A 22,927-nucleotide genomic window follows, 5' to 3' on the forward strand; every position below is an offset into this window, starting at 1 on the left:
TAATGAATAAAGCCGGATGGCGGCTTGCGCCTGATCCGGCCTACGTTAACTGCGGCACTAAGTGATCCTGGCCGGGTAAGCGCTCGCCACCCGGCTTCAGGTTAGTGGTGTGAAGAGGTCTTCACGCCGCCTTCCGGCACCGGTACATACGGTGTCTCTTTATCAGAGCGACCGTTGATGGCGCGGGCTTTCTGCCAGGTACGGAACCCGTAGAAAATGATGCTGTACACCACCACCAGGAACAGAATACTCAGACCTGCGTTGGTGTAGTTGTTGATGACGATGTGGTTCATGTTGGCAATCTGCTGCGCGGTCAGTTCGCCGCCGTTAGCAATCTTCTCTTTGTACTGACTCGCCATGAAGAAGAAGCCTTCCATCTGCGGGTTGGTGCTGAACAGTTTCAGACCCAGCGCCCAGGTGGTGCAGATAAGCAGCCATACTGCCGGAACCACGGTAACCCAGATGTATTTGGTGCGCTGCATTTTAACCAGCACCACGGTGCCGAGAACCAGCGCCACGGCAGCCAGCATCTGGTTAGAGATGCCGAACAGCGGCCACAGGCTCTTAACGCCGCCCAGCGGGTCAACAACGCCTTGATACAGCAGATAACCCCACAGGCCGACGCAGCCCGCAGTACCGATGATGCCCGCAACCAGAGAATCGGTTTTCTTCAGGAACGGCACGAAGTTACCCAGTAAATCCTGCAGCATAAAGCGGCCAGAACGGGTACCGGCATCCAGTGCGGTCAGGATGAACAGCGCTTCAAACAGAATACCGAAGTGATACCAGAAGCCCATATCAGCCATCGGCAGCACTTTGTGGAACACGTGAGCGATACCCACGGCCAGCGTCGGTGCGCCACCTGCGCGGTTCAGAACGGACGGTTCACCGATGTCTTTCGCGGTCTGCAGGATCTGCTCAGGCGAAATCACGAAGCCCCAGGAGCTGACGGTCGCTGCCGCATGTGCGGTAACATCTTTCAGCTGCGCCATAATCAGCGGGGCGTTTTCGCCGCTCATTTCATGCAGGTTCGGCATGGTGATGCCAAGGCCCGCAGGCGGGGTGTTCATCGCGAAGTACAGACCCGGTTCGATGATAGACGCAGCAACCAGCGCCATAATCGCCACGAAGGATTCCATCAGCATCGCACCATAACCGATAAAGCGCGCATCGGTTTCACAGGCCAGCAGCTTCGGCGTGGTACCGGAAGCAATCAGCGCGTGGAAGCCAGATACCGCACCACAGGCGATGGTGATGAACAGGAACGGGAACAGAGCGCCTTTCCACAGTGGGCCAGTACCATCAACGTACTGCGTCATTGCCGGCATTTTCAGTTCCGGGTTGAGGATAACAATCCCCACCGCCAGACCGACGATAACGCCGATTTTCAGGAAAGTAGCCAGATAGTCGCGCGGGGCGAGGATCAGCCATACCGGCAGCAGCGCAGAGATAAACGCGTAACCGATCAGGGTAAAGGTGATGGTGGTGTCTTTAAAGGTCAGCGCCGGGCCCCAGTACGGGTCGTGCGCAATCACGCCGCCGAAGTAGATTGAGGCTACCAACAGCACAATACCAATCACCGACACTTCACCCACACGCCCCGGACGCAGGAATCGCATGTAGATCCCCATGAACAGTGCGATAGGTACGGTTGAGCAGACGGTGAACACACCCCACGGGCTTTCCGCCAGCGCTTTTACCACGATCAGCGCCAGTACCGCGAGGATGATGATCATGATTAAGAAGCAGCCGAACAGCGCAATGGTTCCTGGGATCGGGCCCATCTCTTCTTTGATCATCTCACCCAGAGATGCGCCGTTACGGCGGGAAGAGATAAACAGCACCATGAAGTCCTGTACCGCACCGGCCAGCACGACGCCTGCCAGCAGCCACAGCGTACCGGGCAGGTAGCCCATCTGCGCAGCCAGTACCGGCCCAACCAGCGGACCCGCACCTGCGATAGCGGCAAAGTGGTGACCAAACAATACGTTACGGTTGGTTGGAACGTAGTTCAGACCGTCATTGTTGATGACCGCCGGCGTGGCACGCGTCGGGTCAAGTTTCATCACCTTTTGGGCGATATAAAGGCTGTAGTAACGATAGGCCACCAAATAAACAGAAACTGAGGCGACCACGATCCACAGGGCGCTGATGTGTTCACCCCGACGTAATGCCACTACCGAGAGGCAGAATGCACCGATGATTCCGAGAATCACCCAGGGTATGTGCTTGAATAACTTTTTCGTATCCATAGTAAAACCTGGTTTTTTACCCGTCATACTTCAAGTTGTATGTGCGTTGACTTCATTCGCTCACCTCAGTCACTTACTTTTGTAAGCTCCTGAGGATTCCCTCATTTGCCGCCTTCTTACAACTCGAATTATCTAGGGTACCTATTAATAATTGGCCGAAGCCGCGTGGGTTTGATCTTGTGTTTGAGGAGGTTATTTGACTGCTATGTTGGGGGGATCTTGCCAGAGAATTACGCGCGTAAAGTAAGGTAAATAAGTGAACGGTTGTATGTCAGCTTAAGCGGTCCCAAATGTCAGTGAGCGGTAAGTAGTGGGGATGAGCGGGGAAATTTATGTGATTGAGATCACTAATAAACCTATTTAGATCTTTGGCTGGCGGTGGGGATCGACGAATCGTCGATGCTGAGATCGATTCAACTAGCACGAATTTCATAAAGTTTTCCCTTTCCAGGCCGAAAATTCTGACATCTGTCTAGCGGAAAGAGAAAACATGTTAAAACGAATGAAGATTGTTACCAGCTTACTGCTGGTATTGGCGCTGTTTGGCCTTTTACAGCTCGCCTCGGGCGGCTTGTTTTTTAACTCACTTAAGAATGACAAAGAGAACTTTACCGTTCTGCAAACCATTCGCCAGCAACAGTCTGCGCTGAACGCCACCTGGGTTGAGCTGCTGCAAACGCGTAATACCCTGAACCGGGCGGGCATTCGCTACATGATGGATCAGAGCAATATCGGCAGCGGCGCGACCGTTGCCGAACTGATGCAGGTAGCCAGCACGGCGCTGAAGCTGACGGAAAAAAACTGGGCGATTTACGAGTCGCTCCCGCGCGATCCGCGCCAAAGCGAAGCCGCGTTCCAGGAGATTAATCGCACCTATGACATCTACCACGGCGCGCTGGCGGAGCTGATCCAGTTATTGGGTGACGGGAAGATCAACGCGTTCTTTGATCAACCGACGCAGAGCTATCAGGATGGCTTTGAGAAGCAGTACATGAGTTACATGCAGCAGAACGATCGCCTGTATGACATCGCGGTGGAAGATAACAACAGCTCTTACAGCCAGGCGATGTGGGTGCTGATCTGCGTGCTGATTACCGTACTGGCGGCGATTATTGCGGTGTGGTTTGGTATCAAACTGACCCTTATCTCCCCAATGAACCGTCTGATCGACAGCATTCGTCATATCGCCAGCGGCGATTTGGTGAAGCGTATTGAGGTGGAAGGTTCCAACGAGATTGGACAACTGGCGGAAAGCCTGCGTCACATGCAGGGTGAGCTGATGAATACCGTGGGTGACGTACGTAACGGTGCCAACGCGATTTACAGCGGGGCCAGCGAGATTGCGATGGGGAATAACGATCTCTCCTCGCGTACCGAACAGCAGGCCGCATCTCTGGAAGAAACTGCGGCCAGCATGGAACAACTGACGGCGACCGTGAAGCAGAACGCCGAAAACGCGCGTCAGGCCAGCCATCTGGCGCTGAGCGCTTCTGAAACCGCGCAGAAAGGCGGCAAAGTGGTGGATAATGTTGTGCAAACCATGCGCGACATCGCTTCCAGTTCGCAGAAAATCGCCGACATTATCAGCGTTATCGACGGCATTGCCTTCCAGACTAATATTCTGGCACTCAACGCCGCGGTAGAAGCTGCACGTGCGGGCGAGCAGGGCCGTGGATTTGCGGTGGTTGCGGGTGAAGTTCGTAACCTGGCCCAGCGTAGTGCGCAGGCCGCGCGCGAGATTAAGAGCCTGATTGAAGACTCGGTCAGCCGTGTGGATGTGGGTTCAACGCTGGTTGAAAGCGCCGGTGAAACCATGGATGAGATCGTCAATGCGGTAACCCGCGTGACCGATATCATGGGTGAAATCGCCTCTGCTTCTGATGAACAGAGCCGCGGTATCGACCAGGTCGGTCTGGCTGTCGCTGAGATGGATCGCGTGACGCAGCAGAACGCCTCGTTGGTGGAAGAATCCGCCGCCGCCGCTGCGGCGCTGGAAGAGCAGGCCAGCCGTCTGACCCAGGCCGTTGCCGTGTTCCGTATTCAGCATGACCAACAGCGCGCGCGTGACGTTGCCGCCGCTAAACCGGTTTCAACGGCCCAGCCGCGTAAAGCTGCGGTAACGGATGCCGGGGATAACTGGGAAACGTTCTAGACCTGTGATGCCGGATAAGGCGTAGCCGCCACCGGGCAATCAACGCAACATCAGGCGCATGGCGCAGCGTAGTTCGTACGTCTGCCCGTGCGCCGCTTCTTCAGCTCTTTTTTCGCGCAATTCCGGCGAAAGCGTCTCGTCAGCCAGCATTTCAAATCCCAGTCGCGCGTACAATGGCGCATTCCACGGCACACCGCGGAAGGTGGTTAGCGTGAGCGACGTATATCCTTTCTCACGCGCCTGTTTGGCAACATAGTCAAGCAATCTGCGGCCAATTCCTTTTCCCTGCCACTCCAGATGCAGTGAAAGTTCAGCAATAAACAGCGATGACCCCAGCGCTTCGGCAACCAAAAAACCGACCGGACGCGCATCGACCAGCGCCAGCCAGCTCATGCCTGCGGCGGCAAATGCCCGATGCTGAGCAGCCGATATAATCTGGTCGTCAGCAATCCACGCCAGTTCGGGGATAAGTAAAAAACGTTGCCCCGCAGATCGTTCGATGGCGGGAAGAGCGGCAGTGTCTGCCAGAATAGTCGCGCGCAAGGTGATGTTCATACGAGGAGCATAACATGCCCGATAAGCGCGGTGTTATCGGGCATCTGAAGGATTAATCTTTACGCGGATCGCTGATGGGTTGGCGAACCAGGAAGATGTAGGCGAGGGCGCCCACCATGGTGACGCAGCCGCAGATGATCAGCGCCAGACGGAAAGAGTTGGTGGTATCAACAATAAATCCGGTGACGATCGGCGCAAACGACGCGCAGATAAAACTGGCAAAGTTCTGGATACTGCCCACGGAAGCGGTCATGCGTGAGGCGACGGCGACGTGGATCAGGCCCCAGCACGAGGTGCCGGCGAAGTGGATACAGAACAGCGCCATACCGATCAGTAACACGGCGGCCATCGACGTTGTGGCCTGCGGCACGACGAAGGTGAAGGCTGCAGAGCAGAACATCCCGGCGATAATACAAATCTTGCGGCTCTTAATCGGCGCCATACCGCCTTTTACCAGCCAGTCGGTGACAAAACCGTTAATCAGCATGCCGGCTGCGCCAAACAAGAACGGGATCGCCGCCATTAAGCCGGTGCTTTTTAAATCCAGGTTATAGGAGGTCTGCAGGTAGCCCGGCAGCCAGGCCAGGTATAGCCATGCGGTATAGTTGATGCCGCTAAAGCCCAGCATCATGCCCCACATAGTACGGTTGCGAAACAGGCTGCGCCATTCGGCAAAGCTCAGCGGATCGCGGCGGGCATTGACGCTGCCGGCGTTCAGGTACGCTTGTTCCGTGGCGCTCAACTCAATTTGCTCGCGGTTGCGATACAGCATGTACCAGCCGATGGCGAGAAAAATACCCAGTACGCCGATAGTAATAAACATCCAGCGCCAGCCCATTACCAGCATCATGGCGGCCAGAATCGGCGGGCTAATGGCAACCCCGATGGTCGAGGCGGCGTTAAACAACCCCATCGGGCGACCACGCTCTTTGATGTTAAACCAGTCGTTGATCACCTTTACGCCGCACGGGTTCATCGGCGCTTCGCCAATCCCCATCCCGATACGCACCAGCACAAACTGTGTGAAGCTGTGCACCATGCCGGACATCGCCTGAAACAGCGACCAGAAGAACATCCCCAGTCCCAGCATAATGCGCGGCCCCTTGCGATCCAGCAGCGGGCCGCAGGGCAGTTGCGCAATACCGTAAGCGAGAGAGAATACCGACAGCAGCACGCCGATTTGCGTGGCGCTCAGCCCCAGTTCTTCCCGAATTGTTAAGTTGGCGACCGATAATGAACTGCGGTCTAGGTAATTAATCACCGCAGCAAAAAATAATAAAATCATTGCTGTGGTCTGAATACGTTTTATTCGGCTACTGCGTTGCACCATGCCCTCAGGCGGAACATTAATATCCGCAGATGACGACGTGCCAAACGAAGAACTCGGGTCGAGGGTAATATTATTTTTTTCCACGCCGGACTCCTGAACCTCAATAATTTATTTTTCACACAGCCGGGGCTGTGCAGTATTGAAAAAAATACCAGTGATGAATCAATTCGCTCATCACCGCTCACAAAAGTTTTTAATGCAGTCGACTTAGCGTGAGCATAGGCAAGAGGTATTTTTCAGGCGTTTTTATTTTTATAAAATCGTGCTCCCGGTAATGGTTTGCTGTTTTTTATCGGTACTTAATGGGCGGCGCTATGACTCTGGTTGATGGAGCGAATCATCGATTGTTTGGCTGAATTCAAATGGTTACAGAGCGCCAGGGTGGCATCCAGGTCGCTGCGACAGATCAGCGCGCTGAGGATGGTCATATGTTCATCGATGGCAATGATGTTGCGTTGTTTGAGGTCGCTCTCATCCCACTGATAGTGGAAGTGGAAAATCACGGAGATGATTTCAAGTGATTGATTGAAAAATATATTATCGGCAGCAGAGAGCAGCAATGCATGAAACTCACGGTCTAGCTGCGAGAACATACGAAAGCTGCTGCCGATGCTGTCGCGCAGGATCCGGTGGCGTTCCAGCAGCGTTTTAGCCTGCAGCCAGCGCGGGTCATCATCGGGCAGATTGAGGAAATGCTGCAGGGAATGGGTTTCCAGCATTTCTCTGAGTTCAAACAGCTGCTCCGCATAGGCCTGATCGAACTGCTTCATGCTCCACTGACCGCGTTTTTCGTTTTTGATCAGGTTGTAACGTTCGAATTTTAAAAGATATTCTCGTACGACTACCGGACTGACGCCCGCGGCTCTGGCAAGCTGCAGTTCGGAGAAGCTCTCGCCTGCACGCAGCTGGCGCTGGTTGATCATGGTGAAAAACGCCTGCTCAAAAATCCGGTTTTGCTCGGTCATGGAGGCGGTGGTGCAGGCAAAACCGTCGTCATGGTCGGGTTTACGCACGATGACATAGTGGCTGCCGACCTGGGTCAGCACGCCGCACTCGCCTAAGTGGCTCAGCATATGGCGCACTGTGGTGCGGCTGATGTTGTACATCTCCGCCAATGCGCTTTGCGACGGGAGAGGGGAAGGGATATGACCACGCGCCATATCATCGATAATCTGGTTAATCACATTGTGACGTAAGTTCTGCGAACGGCTCATGGTTTCTCCTTTTTGCCTATTAAAACCCGATTTAAAACATTTTTATGCGTTGGAATTCACAGATTGTGTTTCTGCTTTCTCCGGCCTTTTTATTTTCGTTGATATCTGAGGCAACAAAAAAACAGGAGAGCAGAATCATGTCTACGATGAATACGTTGATTTGCCAGGAACCTAAAAAATTAGTCTGGAAAGAACGCGAAATACCTATTCCGGGTGAGGGCGAAGCATTAATAAAAATTAAATCGGTAGGGATTTGTGGTACCGATATTCATGCCTGGGGCGGCAATCAGCCTTTTTTCAGCTACCCACGTGTATTAGGTCATGAAATATGTGGGGAAATTGTCGGGCTGGGAAAAAATATACAGAATCTGAAAAATGGTCAGCAGGTGGCGGTTATTCCTTACGTGGCCTGCCAGCAGTGTCCGGCATGCCTGAGCGGACGTACCAACTGCTGCGAGAAGATTTCGGTGATTGGCGTACATCAGGATGGTGGTTTCAGTGAATATCTGTCCGTTCCGGTGACCAACTTACTGGACGCGCAGGGGATTGACCCGCAGGCGGCGGCGCTGATTGAGCCTTACGCCATCAGCGCGCATGCGGTACGTCGGGCGGCGGTGGCGCCAGGTGAGCAGGTGCTGGTGGTCGGTGCTGGTCCGATTGGTCTGGGCGCAGCGGCGATTGCCAAAGCCGATGGCGCACAGGTGGTGGTCGCCGATACCAGTCCCGCGCGTCGGGAGCACGTGTCTTCCCGGTTGGGACTCCCGGTTATCGACCCATCCGCTGAAGATTTTGATGCGCAGCTGCGCGCTCAGTTTGGCGGTTCGCTGGCGCAAAAGGTCATTGATGCCACGGGAAACCAGCATGCGATGAACAACACGGTGAATTTGATTCGCCATGGCGGCAGCATCGTTTTTGTTGGGCTGTTCAAAGGTGATTTGCAGTTCTCTGACCCTGAGTTCCACAAGAAAGAGACCACCATGATGGGCAGTCGCAACGCCACGCCGGAAGATTTCGCCAAAGTGGGCCGTCTGATGTCGGAAGGCAAACTGACCGCCGACATGATGCTCACGCACCGTTACGCGTTTGCCACACTGGCAGAAATCTACGAGCGGGATGTTATTAACAACCGTGAGCTGATTAAAGGCGTGATCACGTTCTGAGAGGGTAATTGCGATGAACACATTGAATCGACGTGATTTTCCGGGGGCCAGCTACCCAACGCGCGTGATCCAGTTTGGTGAAGGAAACTTCCTGCGGGCGTTTATCGACTGGCAACTGGATATCCTCAACGAGCACACCACTCTGAATGCTGGCGTGACCATCGTTCGCCCGATCAATACTGATTTTCCGCCGTCGCTGAATACCCAGGACGGGCTGTATACCACGCTGATACGCGGGCTTAACGAGCAGGGCGAAGCGGTGAGCGAAGCGCGGCTTATCCGTTCGGTGAATAACGAAATCAATCCGTACCAGGATTTCGCGGCGTATCTGGCGCTGGCGCACAATGCGGACATCCGATTTGTGTTTTCGAATACCACTGAAGCCGGAATTAGCTATCACGCGGCAGACTGCGTGGATGATGCCCCGCCGGTGAGTTTTCCGGCCAAACTGACGCGACTGCTGCTGGAGCGCTTTAACCATTTTGCGGGGGCGGTGGATAAGGGCTGGGTGATTATCCCCTGCGAACTGATCGACTATAACGGTGAGGCGCTCAAAACGCTGGTGCTGCGATATGCGCAGGAGTGGCAGCTTCCTCCGTCGTTTGCTGATTGGGTGGAAACGGCGAACACCTTCTGTTCGACGCTGGTCGACCGCATTGTTACTGGCTACCCGCGTGAAGAAGCTGCCGCGCTGGAAGCGACGCTTGGCTATCACGATGCGTTTCTCGATACCGCGGAGCATTTTTACCTGTTTGTGATCCAGGGGCCGCAGTGGCTGGCAGAGGAGCTGAAGCTGGTGCAGTGTCCGCTGAACATCCGGGTGGTGAGCGATATCAAACCGTACAAAGAGCGCAAGGTCGCCATTCTCAATGGCGCGCATACGGCGCTGGTGCCGGTGGCGTGGCTGTGCGGACTGGAGACCGTCGGTGAGGCGATGCAGGATGCCGATGTGCACCGCTTTGTCGAGCGGGCGATTGGCGAGGAAATTATACCGGTATTGGATCTTCCGGCGGATGAACTGCGAGAATTTGCCGACGCGGTAAGCGGGCGTTTTCAGAACCCTTACATTCGTCACCAGTTGCTTTCCATTGCGCTAAACGGCATGACTAAATTCCGTACCCGAATTTTGCCGCAGCTGCTGGCGGGTCAGCGAAATGGGCGCTGGCCCGTGCGGTTAACGTTTGCCCTCGCTGCGCTGCTGGCGTTTTATCGTGCAGAGCGCGACGGGGAACGCTATCCGATACAGGATGATGAACAGTGGGTAAGCCTGTATGCCAGCCTGTGGCCGCGAGTAGGCAATGATTTAACGCTGGGTGAACTGGTGGATGCCGTGCTCGGCGATACGGCGCACTGGGGTGAAGATTTAACGTTGCTGCCAGGGCTTGCCGGACAGGTGACGGCTAACCTCGAGATGATTCTGGTGCAGGGTATGCGCCAGGCGGTGAACGGTCTGGAATAAGGTTGCCATGCAGCGCCCGGTGTGGTGTTGGGCGCTGTTTTTTTTCAGGCAATAAATGGGGTTAACGATAGGCCTGATAAGCGAAGCGCTATCAGGCCTATCATGTTAAGAGCCCTGAGCTACTACTTTGATTTCAACCATCCCGATCCCCAGCTTACGCGGCGAGTGGCCGAGAATATTGCCCTCGTTGGTGGCGACCGGATCGGGTGGGACAATTACCAGCGTATTGGCATCCGCCGGGTTATCAAAATGCAAGGTGGTGGTGCTGACGTCATGGCCTAACACCAGCGTCTGTTCCTCGTTGCCAACGCGCACGGGGATCGGACGATTGGCGTTGTCACCGAAGGCTTTCGCGGTGATGACCAGATCGAATTTCTTCGGCAGTGGGGCCTTGTATTCGATGGTCACTTCTTCACTGAGCTGCGCATTGGACCAGCGTCCCCAGGATTCGGGGCGTGATATGCCGCTAAACTGTTTGACCTCTTCAGGTGCGCCCGCCACGTTGAAGACGAAGCTATCGGCTTTGTAGCGAATGTCGTTATCGACAATTTTCAGCGTATCGACGTTACCTTTGTAGCGCTCCATGTCGATCACCGTGTCTTTAAAGACGGTTTTGCTTTTCCATTTGGCTTTGTCAACGTGCTGCACGATTTGTTGCCCGCCTAACTGACCCTGCGATACGCACCAGTCGGTAGAGAGCGCCAGCTCCGGCGCCCATAGCTGCGCCATTTTGTAGCAGCGATCGACCCAGACGAAGTTATCGCGTGGGGCGAAATCCGCCAACTGGAAGCGCAGCGGGGCCGAGTATTCGCTTTCCGGCAGCGGTTCGACGCGTTTGTCCGACACGCGCAGCAGCAGCGGCAGGCGGAAATGGCTACCAGAGAAAGAGATCATGTTTTTGTCCTGGTCGACGGTGAACTCTTTCATCTCTTTCGGGAAATTCCACAGACGGATAATATCGGGCTTCCACGCCAGCATTTTTTCTTTGATGTTCAGGAACACTTCCGACACGGATTCGCTCGACAAGCTGCTGCGACCAAGTCCGATAAAGTTATCGCCGCCGAGAATATCCAGTACCGTTGCGCCGTTATCCATCGTGTTACGCTTCACCGCCAGCGTGTCCTGCTGCGGCTGGTCGCCGCGCAGCACGAAGAACAGGTTGTTGCGATCCTGCTTGTTCAGATACTTCCATGCGGTGTTGTTCATCGCCAGATGATCGGAAGAAACTACGATTACGGTATCTTTAAACCATGGCGATGCTTTGATTTTATTGATAAATTCGGCAATATTTTCCTGACTGCAGCTGACCGCGCTGAACGACTGGTTGGCCTTCCCGTCGATGTCATAACGTTTACGGTTGCAGCTACGTGAGATAAATCCATCCGGATGATGGGTATCCACAGTCAGCGTAAACAGTGAAAAACGCTGGCCCGAGCGCGAAAGCTCTTCGAATTTTTTCCACGCTTCGTCCAGTACGGTATCGTCGTAGAAGCCCCAGTCGTTGCGATAGGCCGGGTCTGCCACCACGCTTTTTAACTCTTCTGCGCCGTACAGATGGTCAAAGCCGTGAGATTTCAGGAACACGTCTTTGCCGGCAAAGCGCAGATTGGCCCCCTGCACAAAGTAGTTCTGATAGCCGGAGTTTTTCAGGATATCGCCCAGACAGATATTGTTGGGGAAAAAGCTTGAGACCGACGCCGAGGCGTTGCCTTCAAATGGCGCAAACAGCGGAATACCGCACTGGGAGGCGACCATGCCAGCGATGGTGTAATCGGTGCCCGGAAGCTGCATGGTGTTGCTGAAATCCAGACCTTCATTTTTCAACGCGCCGAGTTCTGGGGTCAGTTCCGGGAACGCGTCATTGTTAAAATAGGTGCGTTCGAGGCTTTCGCCGTAGATATAAACCAGGTTCAGCTTGGGGTTGGGAATGGTTTTCGATGGCTCTTTATAATACGTTGGGAAATCCGGATCGCCATCGCGCGACTGCGACTTCACCAGTTCGGTTATCTGGTGAAACGCCGGGCTGGCGTCAACGGAGGCCAGCGCCAGCAGCAGGGCCAGCAGACTGTAACCCACATGATGCGGATGATGGCGACGGCGGCGTAGGATCCAGCCGAGAGCGACAAAAACCGTCGTCAGCGCCAGCGCGATGCCGACCCCCGGCAAAATATATTTTCCAATCCCCGCGCCGGTCAGGCTGTTGGTCAGCGTGTAGAGTACCGCGTCATTGATCCCATCGCCGGTGAAATAGTCACTGGCGTACAGCGTGATATTCAAGACAATAAAAATCCCCAGCACCGTTAACGTGGCGGCAAACCACCAGGTGTTGCGACCCGCTTTCCAGGCGTAAATCAGCACTGAAGCGAGAAACAGAGTGATGGAGATTAATTCTGACAACGGTCGATCCTCAATAAACCGGGCACATGCCTGGCAGGCTAATCATTAGGGGAAAGCACAATGTAATAGCGATGTTATATTGCTGCAATTGTAGTGACATTAAATTACGTTGTTATTCAGAATTGGTTTAGATATGCGTGTTTTTTGCAGGGGATTTACTGGTTATTTGACGTGTGAATGTAATGGGGTAAAAAACTGATGCCGCGCAGGTAATACGCGGCATGTCGTGCATCAGGAAATGAAGTTCATACCCTGTTTTAACACCAGATCGCAGGCCTTGGTTTTTACCTGCTTCGCCAGCGAGCTATTGCCAATCGTGTTCAGGTCCAGTTGTTGACCATCTTTGGCGTTGAGCAGGCCCTGAATACCGTCCATATAGTTGGTATCTTGCTTCTGCTCAGGAGCACTGAGCCCCAGTTTATCCAGCACCTGGTTTTTGACGTTTTGCGTGTCGGTGACCGAGGCCAGCTTCTGTTTCGCGCAATATTCCAGGATCCCAGCGGCGTTATTCATACTGCTGGAAGTCAGCGACTGATTGCTGCCATTCAGCAGGCTGGTCAGGGAAGAGAGCGACGAACTGCCCTGCGAGCCGGAGCTTTGTTTGCTCAGTTCGCTGGCCGCGCTGGAGAGTGAATCCTGCCAGGAGGCAGCAAAAACGCTGGTGGAGATGAGCGTGCTGGCGGCAAGCGCACAGCACAGCAGACGTTGGGGTGTTTTCATCATTATATGCAACTCGTGTTATGCCTTTTCAGCGCAGTATAGCGCTGGCAGTCTTAGGAGTGGTCCTAATACGTTAATACTCTTTACCGGTTACCCGACTACGGTAGCTTTCCCAGTTAAAGATTACCCACAGGCTGTTGCCAAGCCGCATGCGGTCCATTACCCGCTCGCCCAGCAGTTTGTTCATTTCATCCATATTACTGTTGGTTAACATGCCTGTTGGTCGTTTTGAAGACGAGCGGCGATCGACGATCTGATTGATGATCACTTTTTCGTAGCGCGATTCGGTTTGCATGCCGATCTCGTCGATCACCAGCAGATCCACGTTACTCAGATCGTTGAGTAGCTGTTCTTCGCTGGTTTCACGATTACTGAAGGTTTCTTTCATCGCCGACATAATATCAGCCACGGTAATGATCAGCACCGACTTGCCGCGCAGCAGCAGTTCGTTGCAGATGGCGGCGGCCAGATGGTTTTTACCGGTGCCGGGCTTGCCGGAGAAGATAAAGCTGGCGATATTGCCGTCAAACTCTTCAACGTACTGACGGGCTTTGCTCAGGGCGTTCATCTGGCCCTCGCATTCCACCCGATAGTTATCGAACGAACAGTTCTGATGCAGCGGACGGATCCCGGAACGGTTGAAAGTGCGCTGCATTTTCATGGCCCGGTTTTCGCGGGCCAGGGCTGCGGCACGAATTTCACCTTGCTCTTTTTGCCATGCCAGCAGCTCCTCGCCCGTTTTAAAGGCAGGCTCGACATTAGCCGGCATCATTTTTTGCAGACGTTTCATCAGGTCGCCAACGTTTTTCATCGTTATCCTCTAAAACCCGGTGGTATATGGTTGTCAGGCTCGCTGACGCTGTTCACATCGCGCTTCGGCATTCCGCCATTGCTGGCCCGGCCAATCTGGATACTGCGCGCCAGTTTTTGCTGCCACTGAATATGGTGAAAAACTTTGCCTTCGGCCTGCCAGTAGGCGACAAATGAGGCCAGTTCTTCAGCGGTGACCGGTTCTCTTAACGCCACGCCCCACAGGGCGGCCTGGCGCTGAAAGTCGGCATCGGGCTGCCAGTCAGCGTACATCGCAAATTTCCCCATTGGTATGGCAACGGGGGCGGCTTGCGGCTCTTCATAAAATTGTGCATCCAGCGTCACATCGCTTCCCGGGCGTGACAGCTTCTCTTCAAGCGCCAACAACTCGGCCAGTCGCGCAGGCGTCACCGCGTAAAACGCTGGCGCGTTATTGGCGAAAACGGCTACGGCACCGCCTGCAGACCTGGCCAGCACCGCGTGGTGATCGTGTAGTAAGGCGTCAATGCTAGTGACGTCCGGCGTCAAAATTTTGCTGGGCATAATGTTTCTCAATACTGAACAACAACCGAGAAGGGGACTGCTTTTATAGTAACACAGAGAAGAAGGAGAGCAGCAGATGAGGGGGTGATTCCCCTCTCTGCGAGGTGCTAAAAAAGCGTGCCGCTACACGCGCGGGCGTTTGCGATACAGCCATAATCCCGGAACGGACAGCCCGATGGAGAGCGCGCCGACAATTGATGAGGCTTTGAGAAAATTGGTCAACAGGGTGATCATCAGCGCTTCGCTGTAGCCAAAATGGCCGATCTTTACCGCCGAGATCATGGCTGTGTAGGCGGAGATCCCAGGGAACATAGGGATCACCGCCGCAACCGTGAAGACTTTCGGATGTGCCAGATACCAGCGTGACCACTGGATCCCAATGCAGCCGACCAGCAATGACGCCATAAAGGTCGACCATTCGATATTAAACCCTGTGCTCATCATCACCGTTCGCGAACCGTGCCCAAGCGCGCCGAGTAACGCGCACCAGGGGAGCGCCCGATGCGGTACGTTAAATACCATGGCAAAGCCGAGCGCCGGGATCGCAGACAGGATCATGTCCTGCATCAGCACCAAAATGAAATCGATCACGCCCATCCGCGCAGCCCCCATAAGGTCATCGACATGACGACGCCAATGCAGGTCGCCAGCGTCAGCAGGCTGGCAATCGCCCAGCGGGCGAGTCCGGTATTAATGTGTCCCTTAAACATATCCGCGACGGAGTTGATCAGCGGAAAGCCCGGAACCAGCAGCAGTACGCTGGCGGCCATGGCGATGGTTGGAGTGTGGTTAAACGTCGGCAACGTCAGGAGCAGGCCTGAAATCGTGGTCGCCACAAACGCGGTGATGCAAAAGTTGATTTGCGGGTGCAAATGCCGGGACGCCAGAATCTGGCGGATATACATCGCCACCATGCTGGCGAAAAAGGTGATCACCGCGCCATCCCATCCGCCGTTATTGAGTTTACAAAAGCAGGCGCAGGACAAGCCGACCATCAAGGCGACCAGCCATCTTGGATAGCGCAGCGGTTTAATCTGGCTAAAGCGTTTCTCAACGCCTTTAATATCCAGCAGTTTGTGTTCCGCGAGAATAACGATGTGCTGCACCTCCGTCACGACGTGCATGTTAATCCCGCGATCCTGATTTTTTCGCGTTGAGGTCAGGCACTGCCCATCTTTAATGGTGGTCAGGACGATAGCGTTAGAGGAGATAGCGCTTTCTACGCTGTCCATGCCAAGCGCCAGCCCGAGGCGGGTGGATAGCTCGTCAACCAGCGCGCTTTCTGCCCCATGCTGAAGTAAAAAAAGACCGCATTGAATACATAACCGTGTAACCGTTCGCTGTGACGACTGCTCTGTTTGCATGGCTCGCTCTGACTGATAAGGATCTCTTTGCATGAAGAATGCCTTCTTTTTATCATGAAGCATGATCCTGTTGGCTCTGGCTAAGATCAATCTTTGCGTCGAAAAAAGACGCAGGTCTTACGCGCCTGGACGCCTTACCTGCTTATCAATAAAGACAACGCTTATGAAAATGTAGTGTTATTTATCAGGATGGCAAATACGTAAGCAACGCTAATGTTCTATTGTAGTTCTTTTAATTGTACATAGAATGTATTTATGCGTAATTTTGTAATAATGGTTCAATAGTTTGACGCTATTGGGATTGTAGCGCCATTACTTTATATTTGAATAAAAGCCAAGGATAAACAATTCACCTCGTCTATTGTTTAGAGGTTTTCTGTTAATTAATATTTTTAATTTATCAGGAAATTTTTAATAAGTGCGAATACGGACTGGTGAGTGTGGAGGAGATATGTTGCCAGGACGCCGCAAAAACGCAATTATTATTAGTAAATTACCAATCGTACAAACCGGACTTAAAGGTGTAATGCAGGGGCAGTTCGCTGATTACGAACTTACCTACTGTCGTTCCGTTGAAGAACTGACATTGTTGCAGCTGCGGTGCGCTGATTTGGTGGTTGCTGATTTATCCGGAGACTGTAATCATCCACGTTCAGTCTGCGAACAATATTACTCTTTATTATCTCAATACCGTGATATTCACTGGGTATTTCTCGTTTCCCGTATTTTTTATCCTCTGGCCATTGAGCTGCTGATGTGTCCTGTCAGTTCGCTGTTATCTGATGCCGAGCCGATTGAAAGTTTAGTGAATGTTATTCACGCAGGAAATACTCGTGCTGAGAGAATTAGCAAGTCGCTGCTCTCTCCGCCCGTGATGCCAGAGTTAGCAGACCATAGCGCCCGCTCAATTGTACTTACGCTCTCGGAGAGAAAAGTGCTGAGACTGCTGGGAAAAGGTTGGGGAATTAATCAGATTGCGACATTGCTGAAGAAAAGCAATAAAACAATCAGTGCCCAAAAGAACAGCGCTATGCGTCGCTTATCAATACACAGCAATGCAGAAATGTACGCATGGATAAACAGTTCTCAAGGATCGCGAGAACTGAATTTACCTTCAGTTTATGGAGAGACCACGGAATGGAAAACAGAAGCATCAAAAGAAACGTCGCACTGGTAGAAAAGTGCGCGATGAGTAGTGTGGGTATTAAGAGTTTATTTAATACCATGCCGGATGACCGATATAAACTTCATCTTTTTTCTAATCAGCCTGCCTTTAGTCAGGCGATGTTAAAAACGCCATTTTCGGCAGTTATTTTCTCTCTCTCTGCAATCAGAACCGATCGCAGAGCTGGACTTGCCTATCTGACTGAGCTGGCGATTAATTTTCCGCGCATCAAGCGTGTGGTCATTGCCGATGATGATGCGGAGGCGCGCTTAATTGGCTCTCTGTCACCCTTGCCGCTAGATGGTGTTGTGAGTAAATCTTCCTCGTTAACGGTACTTCAGGACGCGCTATTTACGGCACTGAATTGCTCCAGCCGAGGAACCGAAGGTTCGAAAAACCATTGGTATATCAATCAAAGCCGGATGCTCAGCCCGACAGAACGCGAAATACTGCGCTTTATGTCGAATGGCTATTCAATGCCGCAGATTGCTGTGCAGCTTGAGCGGAATATTAAAACTATTCGGGCACATAAATTTAATGTGATGTCGAAACTTGGCGTGAGCTCAGATGCCGGACTGCTGGATGCGGCAGATATTCTGTTGTATCTGCGTGCAGGTGAACCGGTGCCTTTCCTGCAGGCTGCTTCTTAAGGGGTCATGTCAGATCGCCCCGTGCCGGGTTTTGCTACTGGCACGGGGCATGAAGCCTCACTGACACACATCCACCCAGGTGGCGGAAGTCAGCTCAGCCATCCTTTCCGGCGTGATTCGAACAGCGCTGTGGATGGCGCCTGCGGCGGGAAGCACTTCAGCGTAATGCTTTAACGAGACGTCGCAGTACACCGCAATCGGCGTTTCCAGTCCGAAAGGGCAAACGCCGCCAACGGGATGACCCGTCGCGTTCACCACCTCATCGCTACTCAACATACGGGCCTTGGCGCCGAACGTACTCTTTAGCTTTTTGTTATCCAGTCGGGCATCACCTTTGGCGACGACCAGAATAATGTCGTTCCTGACCTTCAACGAAAGCGTTTTCGCGATCTGACCGGGTTCGACGTTATGGGCTTTTGCTGCCAGATCGACGGTAGCGGTACTCTGATCTAATTCGATGATCTCAATATCTGGTGCATGTTGCGCTAAAAATTGGCGCACTGATTGCAAACTCATTCTTCTCTCCAAATCGCCTACAGGCAGCTGCGTACAGCAGAAAACCGCATGGCGTAATTTGTCATAGGGGCAAGCTCGCTGTAAATATTTTAATGTAACAACATGGCAACATTGGCAGTTTTTCGATCCTCTTCACAATCAAAGAAACCGGTTACAGTAACCGGTTGCAGAATGCTGAAATGACGATTAATACTGAAGTTGTCACTTCCTCTGTATCACATAATAAGAGCCAACTATGAAACTTAACTCAAAATGCAGTAGCGCTGGCGTTCCTCCCGGCACGGTTGCGAAAAGTAGTAATGGGCTTTACGTGGTGGTGTTAATGCCAGCACGGTTGCAGGGTTTTGCACAACGGGAGAACGGCTATGTCTACTAATCATGCTGTGTTTAATGTAATTTTCCGCTTTGTTGAAAACTATGTCAGTCCTGTTGCCGGACGCATTTCTTCACAACGTCATGTGATGGCCATCCGCGATGGGTTTATTTCGGCGATGCCCTTTATGATCGTAGGCTCGTTTTTGCTGGTTTTTGCCTACCCGCCTTTTTCTCCTGATACGACCTGGGGGTTTGCCCGCGCGTGGCTGGATATGGCGAAACAGTTTGAAGGCCAAATCCTTACACCGTTTGATATGACGATGGGGATTATGTCGGTCTACATCTGTGCGGCTATTGCGTATAACCTGGGCAAGCACTATGTGAAGTCACATCAGTTAGATCCATTCATGTGCGCGATGCTATCGATCATGGCTTTTTTACTGATTGCTGCACCGAAAACCAAAGGCACGATGCCGGTTGATAGCCTGGGCGGTACGGGGATTTTCACCGCTATCCTGGTGGCCATTTACTGTGTTGAAATGATGCGCTTCCTGAAGGCGCACAACATCGGCATTCGTTTACCCGATCAAGTGCCGCCGATGATCAAAAACTCCTTCGATCTGCTGATCCCGGTGCTGGTGGTGGTGCTGACGCTGTACCCGTTGAGCCTGGTGATTCAGTCGCAGTTTGACATGCTGATCCCGCAGGCCATCATGGCCATCTTTAAACCACTGGTGTCGGCGGCAGATTCTCTCCCGGCGATACTTTTGGCAGTACTGATCGGCCATCTGCTGTGGTTTGCCGGCATTCATGGCGCGGCAATTGTGTCGGGAATGCTGCAAATGTTCTGGCTCACCAATCTCGGGATGAACCAGTCGGCGCTGGCGCAGGGGGCGCCTTTACCGCATATCTTTATGGAAGCATTCTGGACGTTCTTCATTGTGGTTGGTGGTTCCGGCGCGACGATGGGGTTGGTGATTTGCTATCTGCGGAGTCGCTCGGCCCATCTACGCTCGATCGGACGTTTGAGCGTGGTCCCCAGCATTTTTAACATTAACGAACCGGTGATTTTCGGTACGCCGATAGTCATGAACCCTGTGTTCTTTATCCCTTTCTTGCTGGCCCCGATGGTGAATGCGGTACTGGCGTGGGCGGCGATGAAACTGGATTTAATTGGGCGAGTGATTTCAGTCGTTCCCTGGACGGCCCCGGCACCGGTTGGCGCGGCATGGGCGTTAGGCTGGGATTATCGTGCGGCCATTCTGGTTGTTCTACTGGCGCTGGTGTCTGCTGTTATCTACTTTCCATTCTTTAAGGTTTACGAAAAGCAGCTATTAGCGCAGGAAAAAGAAGAAGCGCAGCGTATAGAAGAGGAAAGTCAGCAGGTTGCATAAAGTGTTGGCGGGGGGCTACGGCTCCTCGCTTACTTCAGCGTGCAGTCACCGCACTGTTGAACATCGGGCAGGCGATAGCGCTGGCAGCAGGTTCTGCGCACCAGTAGTCCCTCGCGTGGAACAACGGTACGCCACAGGGGGTTATCCTGGCCGCAGGAGAGTTGTTTCTCAAAAAAGCAGGTCTGGCGCAACGTGTTCAACAGTTCTTCACCTAACAACGGCTTCATTTCCGTTAAGTACCAGTGAATTAAGTATCCCGTATTACTCCAGATAAGCTTCGCGTTGATCTCGCCTGTCGCTTCCAGCGCCTGCACAACCGGCGTCAGCGCTGTGAGAATCAGCGTTTCCATACGTTGTTGAGGAGACAGGACCGTGGCCTGGTGATCCTGATGCACATCGATCCAGAAACAGGCTGCACGGCCCGTTTCGTGGAATTCTACGTGCATGTGTTCAGGAGAGACATCGATAGCCTCTTTTTGCGTCAGCAGAGCTACCATGAGCGGAGGCATCATCAGGCCGATATACCACTGGGCCCAGAGAGAAATCAGCGGCTTATTTTCGCGTGTCAGCGTGGGCTGATTGCGATAAATATGGTCTGAATAAACCGCCAGCAATGAACTTAACGTCGTGGGTTGCGTCCATTCATGCAGCGTCATCGCACCTGGTACAGGTGTTTCGTCCAGACGAATGAAGTCCAGCAGGTGCTCACGGGTTTTGGCTATCGTTGCGCGTACGGCAGCAGCCAGCGAGGGGATCTTTGCCGGGAGATGGCTACGCCAGATGACATCTTCAACGATCGGTGCGGAACGATAAGCCATGTCGATATAAGGATGTTAATCTTAATGATAATGATTGCTAATCCTATAATTGGCGTTGAGCGATGGCAAGATCTTTGTCGCCATCTCGGGCGACACCGCACAGATAGCTCAGGCAGAAGGGCAGTTTACCCGCAGTTCATCGCTGACCAGCGTGCTGTTGCGCCCAAGGTTCTTGGCCTCATAAAGGGCTTTATCCGCTCGGGCAATAGCGGCCTCAATATCCTGCTCAACAAGAGGCGCAATGCCGATACTAACGGTTACGTTAGTTGCCACGCTCTCATTAAACATGTGGGGAATTTTAAGGTCGTACACTTTCTGGCGAATGCGCTCGGCGGCTGCCTGGGCCTGTTGGGGATCGACTGCGGTCAGCAGAACCATAAACTCTTCGCCGCCAAAGCGCGCCACCACGTCCCGGGAACGCACGGAGTCACGAATCGCGGCAGAAACCCGGATCAGTGCCTGGTCGCCCATCATATGCCCGTAGTGATCGTTATAGGCTTTGAAATGGTCGATATCCAGCAGCAGGACGTAGTGCTTCGAATTACTCAGGGCCAGCAGCGTATCAAGTCTGTGTTGCAGCCCCCGGCGATTGTACAAACCGGTCAGCGGGTCGAGCATGCTGAGTCCGTTCAGGGTTTCCCGTTCTTCCAGCAGTTTATACATCAGCTGTTGGGCGAAGCCATCGTAGCGCTTTTGTATTGCATGCTGGATGGCAATCCCGGCCATGGGCAGCGCCATAAAATAGAAAATTCGCAAACCATGCTCGCTGCCGTTCAGCCATAAACAGACGGCGACGGATGGCAATGAGTGAAGCGTAAACGCGATGATATTATTGGCAAAAGCGATAGATCCAATAAACAGCACGCTGAGAAGGGCGATCAATAGAAAATAATAATCATTATGACCTAGCGCGTTATATTTCAGGAAAATATGTAACGCCCATAGCAAGCCAAAAACGATTGAAATAAAAGGGAGATTAATTCTTTTGTCCGCATATTTCCCATGCCATGCCAGCAACAATGTACTCATTACGAGCATCAGCAGTGCCGGTACAGACAGAGCTTTCACCGCAAACAGTGGGAAAAAAAGCGTAAACAGTGCAGAGATTGCATTGAGCAGCAGAAACAGTCGTAAAGAGAGTTGGTATTTTTTGGTACGCAGAGTTCGCCAGGATTGTACTGTCATAGGTAAATATTGTTAGTTATCTGCAATGTACGAAGGTGTGTTGGTAAATAAAACAAATAACGAACGGGGTAACATTCGCTGAGGTTTTTATTGTTTTTAGTTGAAAAGCTAACCGGCGAGCAATTTATCACCTTAAATTATTTATGTCATCAATCGTTAAGTAAAACTCATATAATTGATAGTGCCCCATAGCTGACAAATGAGAAAATTTATCATATGATATTGGTTATCATTATCAATTTCATAGGTGATACCATGTTGCAACGTACGCTGGGCAGTGGATGGGGGGTTCTGCTGCCGGGAATACTTATTGCCGGGATGGCATTTAGTGACCTGTCGGTCTACGTATGGAAGGCGATGATTGTATTAGGATTACTTCTGACTTCGCTCATGTTGTACCACAAGCGTTTACGGCACTTTGTGTTGTTGCCTTCTTGCGCGGCGCTGATCGGCGGCATTGTTCTGATAATGATGAACTGGAATCAGGGATGAACAAAACAGGGAAGAAAACCGAGAGGGGAATAAGATAATTGGTGCGAGGGGGGGGACTCGAACCCCCACATCCTAAGGACACTAACACCTGAAGCTAGCGCGTCTACCAATTCCGCCACCTTCGCACAGTCATCTTATTTTTTTGATATCGCCTCGTTGGTGCGAGGGGGGGGACTCGAACCCCCACATCCTAAGGACACTAACACCTGAAGCTAGCGCGTCTACCAATTCCGCCACCTTCGCCCAGTGCGAGCAATATCAACGTGGATTATGGTGCGAGGGGGGGGACTTGAACCCCCACGTCCGAAAGGACACTAACACCTGAAGCTAGCGCGTCTACCAATTCCGCCACCTTCGCATACCATCGACACTCAAAAAGTATCGTTACCACGGGGGCGAATTCTAGAGATTTTATGCAGGGCGTCAACAGTTAATT

The 22,927-nt window shown here is 52.7% G+C and carries 21 protein-coding genes and 3 tRNA genes; 8 read left to right on the forward strand and 16 right to left on the reverse strand.

Translation table 11 applies throughout. The features are described from left to right. Positions 1 to 101: 101 nt before the first annotated feature. Entirely contained in the window at positions 102 to 2,252 is a 2,151-nt protein-coding gene (gene btsT, locus OGV94_RS20125; RefSeq protein WP_075145247.1) for a pyruvate/proton symporter BtsT, read from the reverse strand. A gap of 490 nt (positions 2,253 to 2,742) precedes the next feature. Between btsT and tsr the strand changes: the two genes are divergently transcribed. Continuing rightward, positions 2,743 to 4,404 carry a methyl-accepting chemotaxis protein gene (gene tsr / locus OGV94_RS20130; protein ID WP_043018314.1) on the forward strand — a complete coding sequence of 554 codons (1,662 nt, stop codon included), beginning with the start codon at positions 2,743 to 2,745 and terminating at the stop codon, positions 4,402 to 4,404. Positions 4,405 to 4,443: 39 nt separating this feature from the next. On the opposite strand, the gene OGV94_RS20135 is transcribed toward tsr, so the two are convergent. The 3 genes from OGV94_RS20135 to OGV94_RS20145 form a co-directional block, all read right to left on the reverse strand. Further along, positions 4,444 to 4,959, reverse strand: coding sequence for a GNAT family N-acetyltransferase (locus OGV94_RS20135; RefSeq protein ID WP_172862665.1), 516 nt, complete (start codon positions 4,957 to 4,959; stop codon positions 4,444 to 4,446). Positions 4,960 to 5,011: 52 nt separating this feature from the next. Further along, on the reverse strand, positions 5,012 to 6,373 hold the full coding sequence (locus tag OGV94_RS20140; protein ID WP_003845612.1) for an MFS transporter: 1,362 nt from the start codon (positions 6,371 to 6,373) through the stop codon (positions 5,012 to 5,014). A 215-nt stretch (positions 6,374 to 6,588) separates the two neighbouring features. Further along, complete coding sequence (locus OGV94_RS20145) at positions 6,589 to 7,503, reverse strand: GntR family transcriptional regulator (protein WP_003019148.1); 915 nt, start codon at positions 7,501 to 7,503, stop codon at positions 6,589 to 6,591. Positions 7,504 to 7,640: 137 nt separating this feature from the next. Between OGV94_RS20145 and OGV94_RS20150 the strand changes: the two genes are divergently transcribed. Next, positions 7,641 to 8,663 carry a zinc-binding alcohol dehydrogenase family protein gene (locus OGV94_RS20150; RefSeq protein WP_032942306.1) on the forward strand — a complete coding sequence of 341 codons (1,023 nt, stop codon included), beginning with the start codon at positions 7,641 to 7,643 and terminating at the stop codon, positions 8,661 to 8,663. A 13-nt stretch (positions 8,664 to 8,676) separates the two neighbouring features. Continuing rightward, positions 8,677 to 10,122 (forward strand): tagaturonate reductase, encoded by a 1,446-nt coding sequence (locus OGV94_RS20155; RefSeq protein ID WP_080625761.1) that lies wholly within the window; start codon positions 8,677 to 8,679, stop codon positions 10,120 to 10,122. Between the two features lie 105 nt (positions 10,123 to 10,227). Here the strand turns inward: OGV94_RS20155 and opgB are convergent, their stop codons facing one another. From opgB to OGV94_RS20185, 6 genes are all read right to left on the reverse strand, one after another. Then, entirely contained in the window at positions 10,228 to 12,519 is a 2,292-nt protein-coding gene (gene opgB, locus OGV94_RS20160; RefSeq protein ID WP_181230803.1) for a phosphatidylglycerol--membrane-oligosaccharide glycerophosphotransferase, read from the reverse strand. Between the two features lie 231 nt (positions 12,520 to 12,750). Next, positions 12,751 to 13,242 (reverse strand): YjjA family protein, encoded by a 492-nt coding sequence (locus OGV94_RS20165; protein ID WP_043018318.1) that lies wholly within the window; start codon positions 13,240 to 13,242, stop codon positions 12,751 to 12,753. Between the two features lie 70 nt (positions 13,243 to 13,312). After that, positions 13,313 to 14,050: a replicative helicase loader DnaC gene (gene dnaC / locus OGV94_RS20170; protein WP_043018319.1), complete on the reverse strand. Its 738-nt coding sequence runs from the start codon at positions 14,048 to 14,050 to the stop codon at positions 13,313 to 13,315. A gap of 2 nt (positions 14,051 to 14,052) precedes the next feature. Beyond that, on the reverse strand, positions 14,053 to 14,592 hold the full coding sequence (dnaT, locus tag OGV94_RS20175) for a primosomal protein DnaT (protein WP_043018320.1): 540 nt from the start codon (positions 14,590 to 14,592) through the stop codon (positions 14,053 to 14,055). Between the two features lie 123 nt (positions 14,593 to 14,715). Then, complete coding sequence (locus OGV94_RS20180; RefSeq protein ID WP_047406380.1) at positions 14,716 to 15,189, reverse strand: threonine/serine exporter; 474 nt, start codon at positions 15,187 to 15,189, stop codon at positions 14,716 to 14,718. After that, on the reverse strand, positions 15,180 to 15,956 hold the full coding sequence (locus OGV94_RS20185) for a threonine/serine exporter family protein (RefSeq protein WP_043018522.1): 777 nt from the start codon (positions 15,954 to 15,956) through the stop codon (positions 15,180 to 15,182). Before OGV94_RS20185 ends, OGV94_RS20180 begins: the two co-directional genes overlap by 10 nt. 451 nt (positions 15,957 to 16,407) lie before the next feature. Between OGV94_RS20185 and OGV94_RS20190 the strand changes: the two genes are divergently transcribed. Together OGV94_RS20190 and bglJ are read left to right on the forward strand one after the other, a co-directional pair. Beyond that, positions 16,408 to 17,133, forward strand: coding sequence for a helix-turn-helix transcriptional regulator (locus OGV94_RS20190; protein WP_080625757.1), 726 nt, complete (start codon positions 16,408 to 16,410; stop codon positions 17,131 to 17,133). After that, positions 17,094 to 17,771 carry a DNA-binding transcriptional activator BglJ gene (bglJ, locus tag OGV94_RS20195; RefSeq protein ID WP_199995012.1) on the forward strand — a complete coding sequence of 226 codons (678 nt, stop codon included), beginning with the start codon at positions 17,094 to 17,096 and terminating at the stop codon, positions 17,769 to 17,771. The genes OGV94_RS20190 and bglJ overlap by 40 nt, the downstream gene beginning before the upstream one ends. Positions 17,772 to 17,828: 57 nt before the next feature. On the opposite strand, the gene OGV94_RS20200 is transcribed toward bglJ, so the two are convergent. Further along, the gene (locus tag OGV94_RS20200) at positions 17,829 to 18,287 is read right to left on the reverse strand and encodes a YbaK/EbsC family protein (protein ID WP_199994964.1); all 459 of its coding nucleotides are present in this window, start codon (positions 18,285 to 18,287) and stop codon (positions 17,829 to 17,831) included. A 235-nt stretch (positions 18,288 to 18,522) separates the two neighbouring features. Between OGV94_RS20200 and OGV94_RS20205 the strand changes: the two genes are divergently transcribed. Both OGV94_RS20205 and OGV94_RS20210 read left to right on the forward strand, forming a co-directional pair. Then, positions 18,523 to 18,663: a hypothetical protein gene (locus OGV94_RS20205; RefSeq protein WP_181230801.1), complete on the forward strand. Its 141-nt coding sequence runs from the start codon at positions 18,523 to 18,525 to the stop codon at positions 18,661 to 18,663. Next, a complete protein-coding gene (locus tag OGV94_RS20210) occupies positions 18,653 to 19,996 on the forward strand; it encodes a PTS sugar transporter subunit IIC (protein ID WP_043018325.1) in 1,344 nt (447 codons plus the stop codon). Before OGV94_RS20205 ends, OGV94_RS20210 begins: the two co-directional genes overlap by 11 nt. A 29-nt stretch (positions 19,997 to 20,025) precedes the next feature. Here the strand turns inward: OGV94_RS20210 and fhuF are convergent, their stop codons facing one another. Both fhuF and OGV94_RS20220 read right to left on the reverse strand, forming a co-directional pair. After that, the gene (gene fhuF, locus OGV94_RS20215) at positions 20,026 to 20,814 is read right to left on the reverse strand and encodes a siderophore-iron reductase FhuF (RefSeq protein WP_047406377.1); all 789 of its coding nucleotides are present in this window, start codon (positions 20,812 to 20,814) and stop codon (positions 20,026 to 20,028) included. Positions 20,815 to 20,922: 108 nt separating this feature from the next. Beyond that, a complete protein-coding gene (locus OGV94_RS20220) occupies positions 20,923 to 21,999 on the reverse strand; it encodes a GGDEF domain-containing protein (protein ID WP_286524237.1) in 1,077 nt (358 codons plus the stop codon). A gap of 216 nt (positions 22,000 to 22,215) precedes the next feature. Between OGV94_RS20220 and OGV94_RS20225 the strand changes: the two genes are divergently transcribed. Next, positions 22,216 to 22,491: a DUF1435 domain-containing protein gene (locus OGV94_RS20225; protein WP_043018328.1), complete on the forward strand. Its 276-nt coding sequence runs from the start codon at positions 22,216 to 22,218 to the stop codon at positions 22,489 to 22,491. A gap of 39 nt (positions 22,492 to 22,530) precedes the next feature. Here the strand turns inward: OGV94_RS20225 and OGV94_RS20230 are convergent. The 3 genes from OGV94_RS20230 to OGV94_RS20240 all read right to left on the reverse strand — a co-directional run bounded on the left by OGV94_RS20230 (position 22,531) and on the right by OGV94_RS20240 (position 22,849). Then, positions 22,531 to 22,616 (reverse strand) — tRNA-Leu (locus OGV94_RS20230). A gap of 32 nt (positions 22,617 to 22,648) precedes the next feature. Then, positions 22,649 to 22,734 (reverse strand) — tRNA-Leu (locus tag OGV94_RS20235). A 28-nt stretch (positions 22,735 to 22,762) separates the two neighbouring features. After that, positions 22,763 to 22,849, reverse strand: a tRNA-Leu gene (locus OGV94_RS20240). Positions 22,850 to 22,927: the final 78 nt, after the last annotated feature.

The sequence above is a fragment of the Citrobacter sp. Ce006 genome (genome assembly GCF_030336535.1).
Taxonomy (GTDB): Bacteria; Pseudomonadota; Gammaproteobacteria; order Enterobacterales; family Enterobacteriaceae; genus Citrobacter; species Citrobacter europaeus.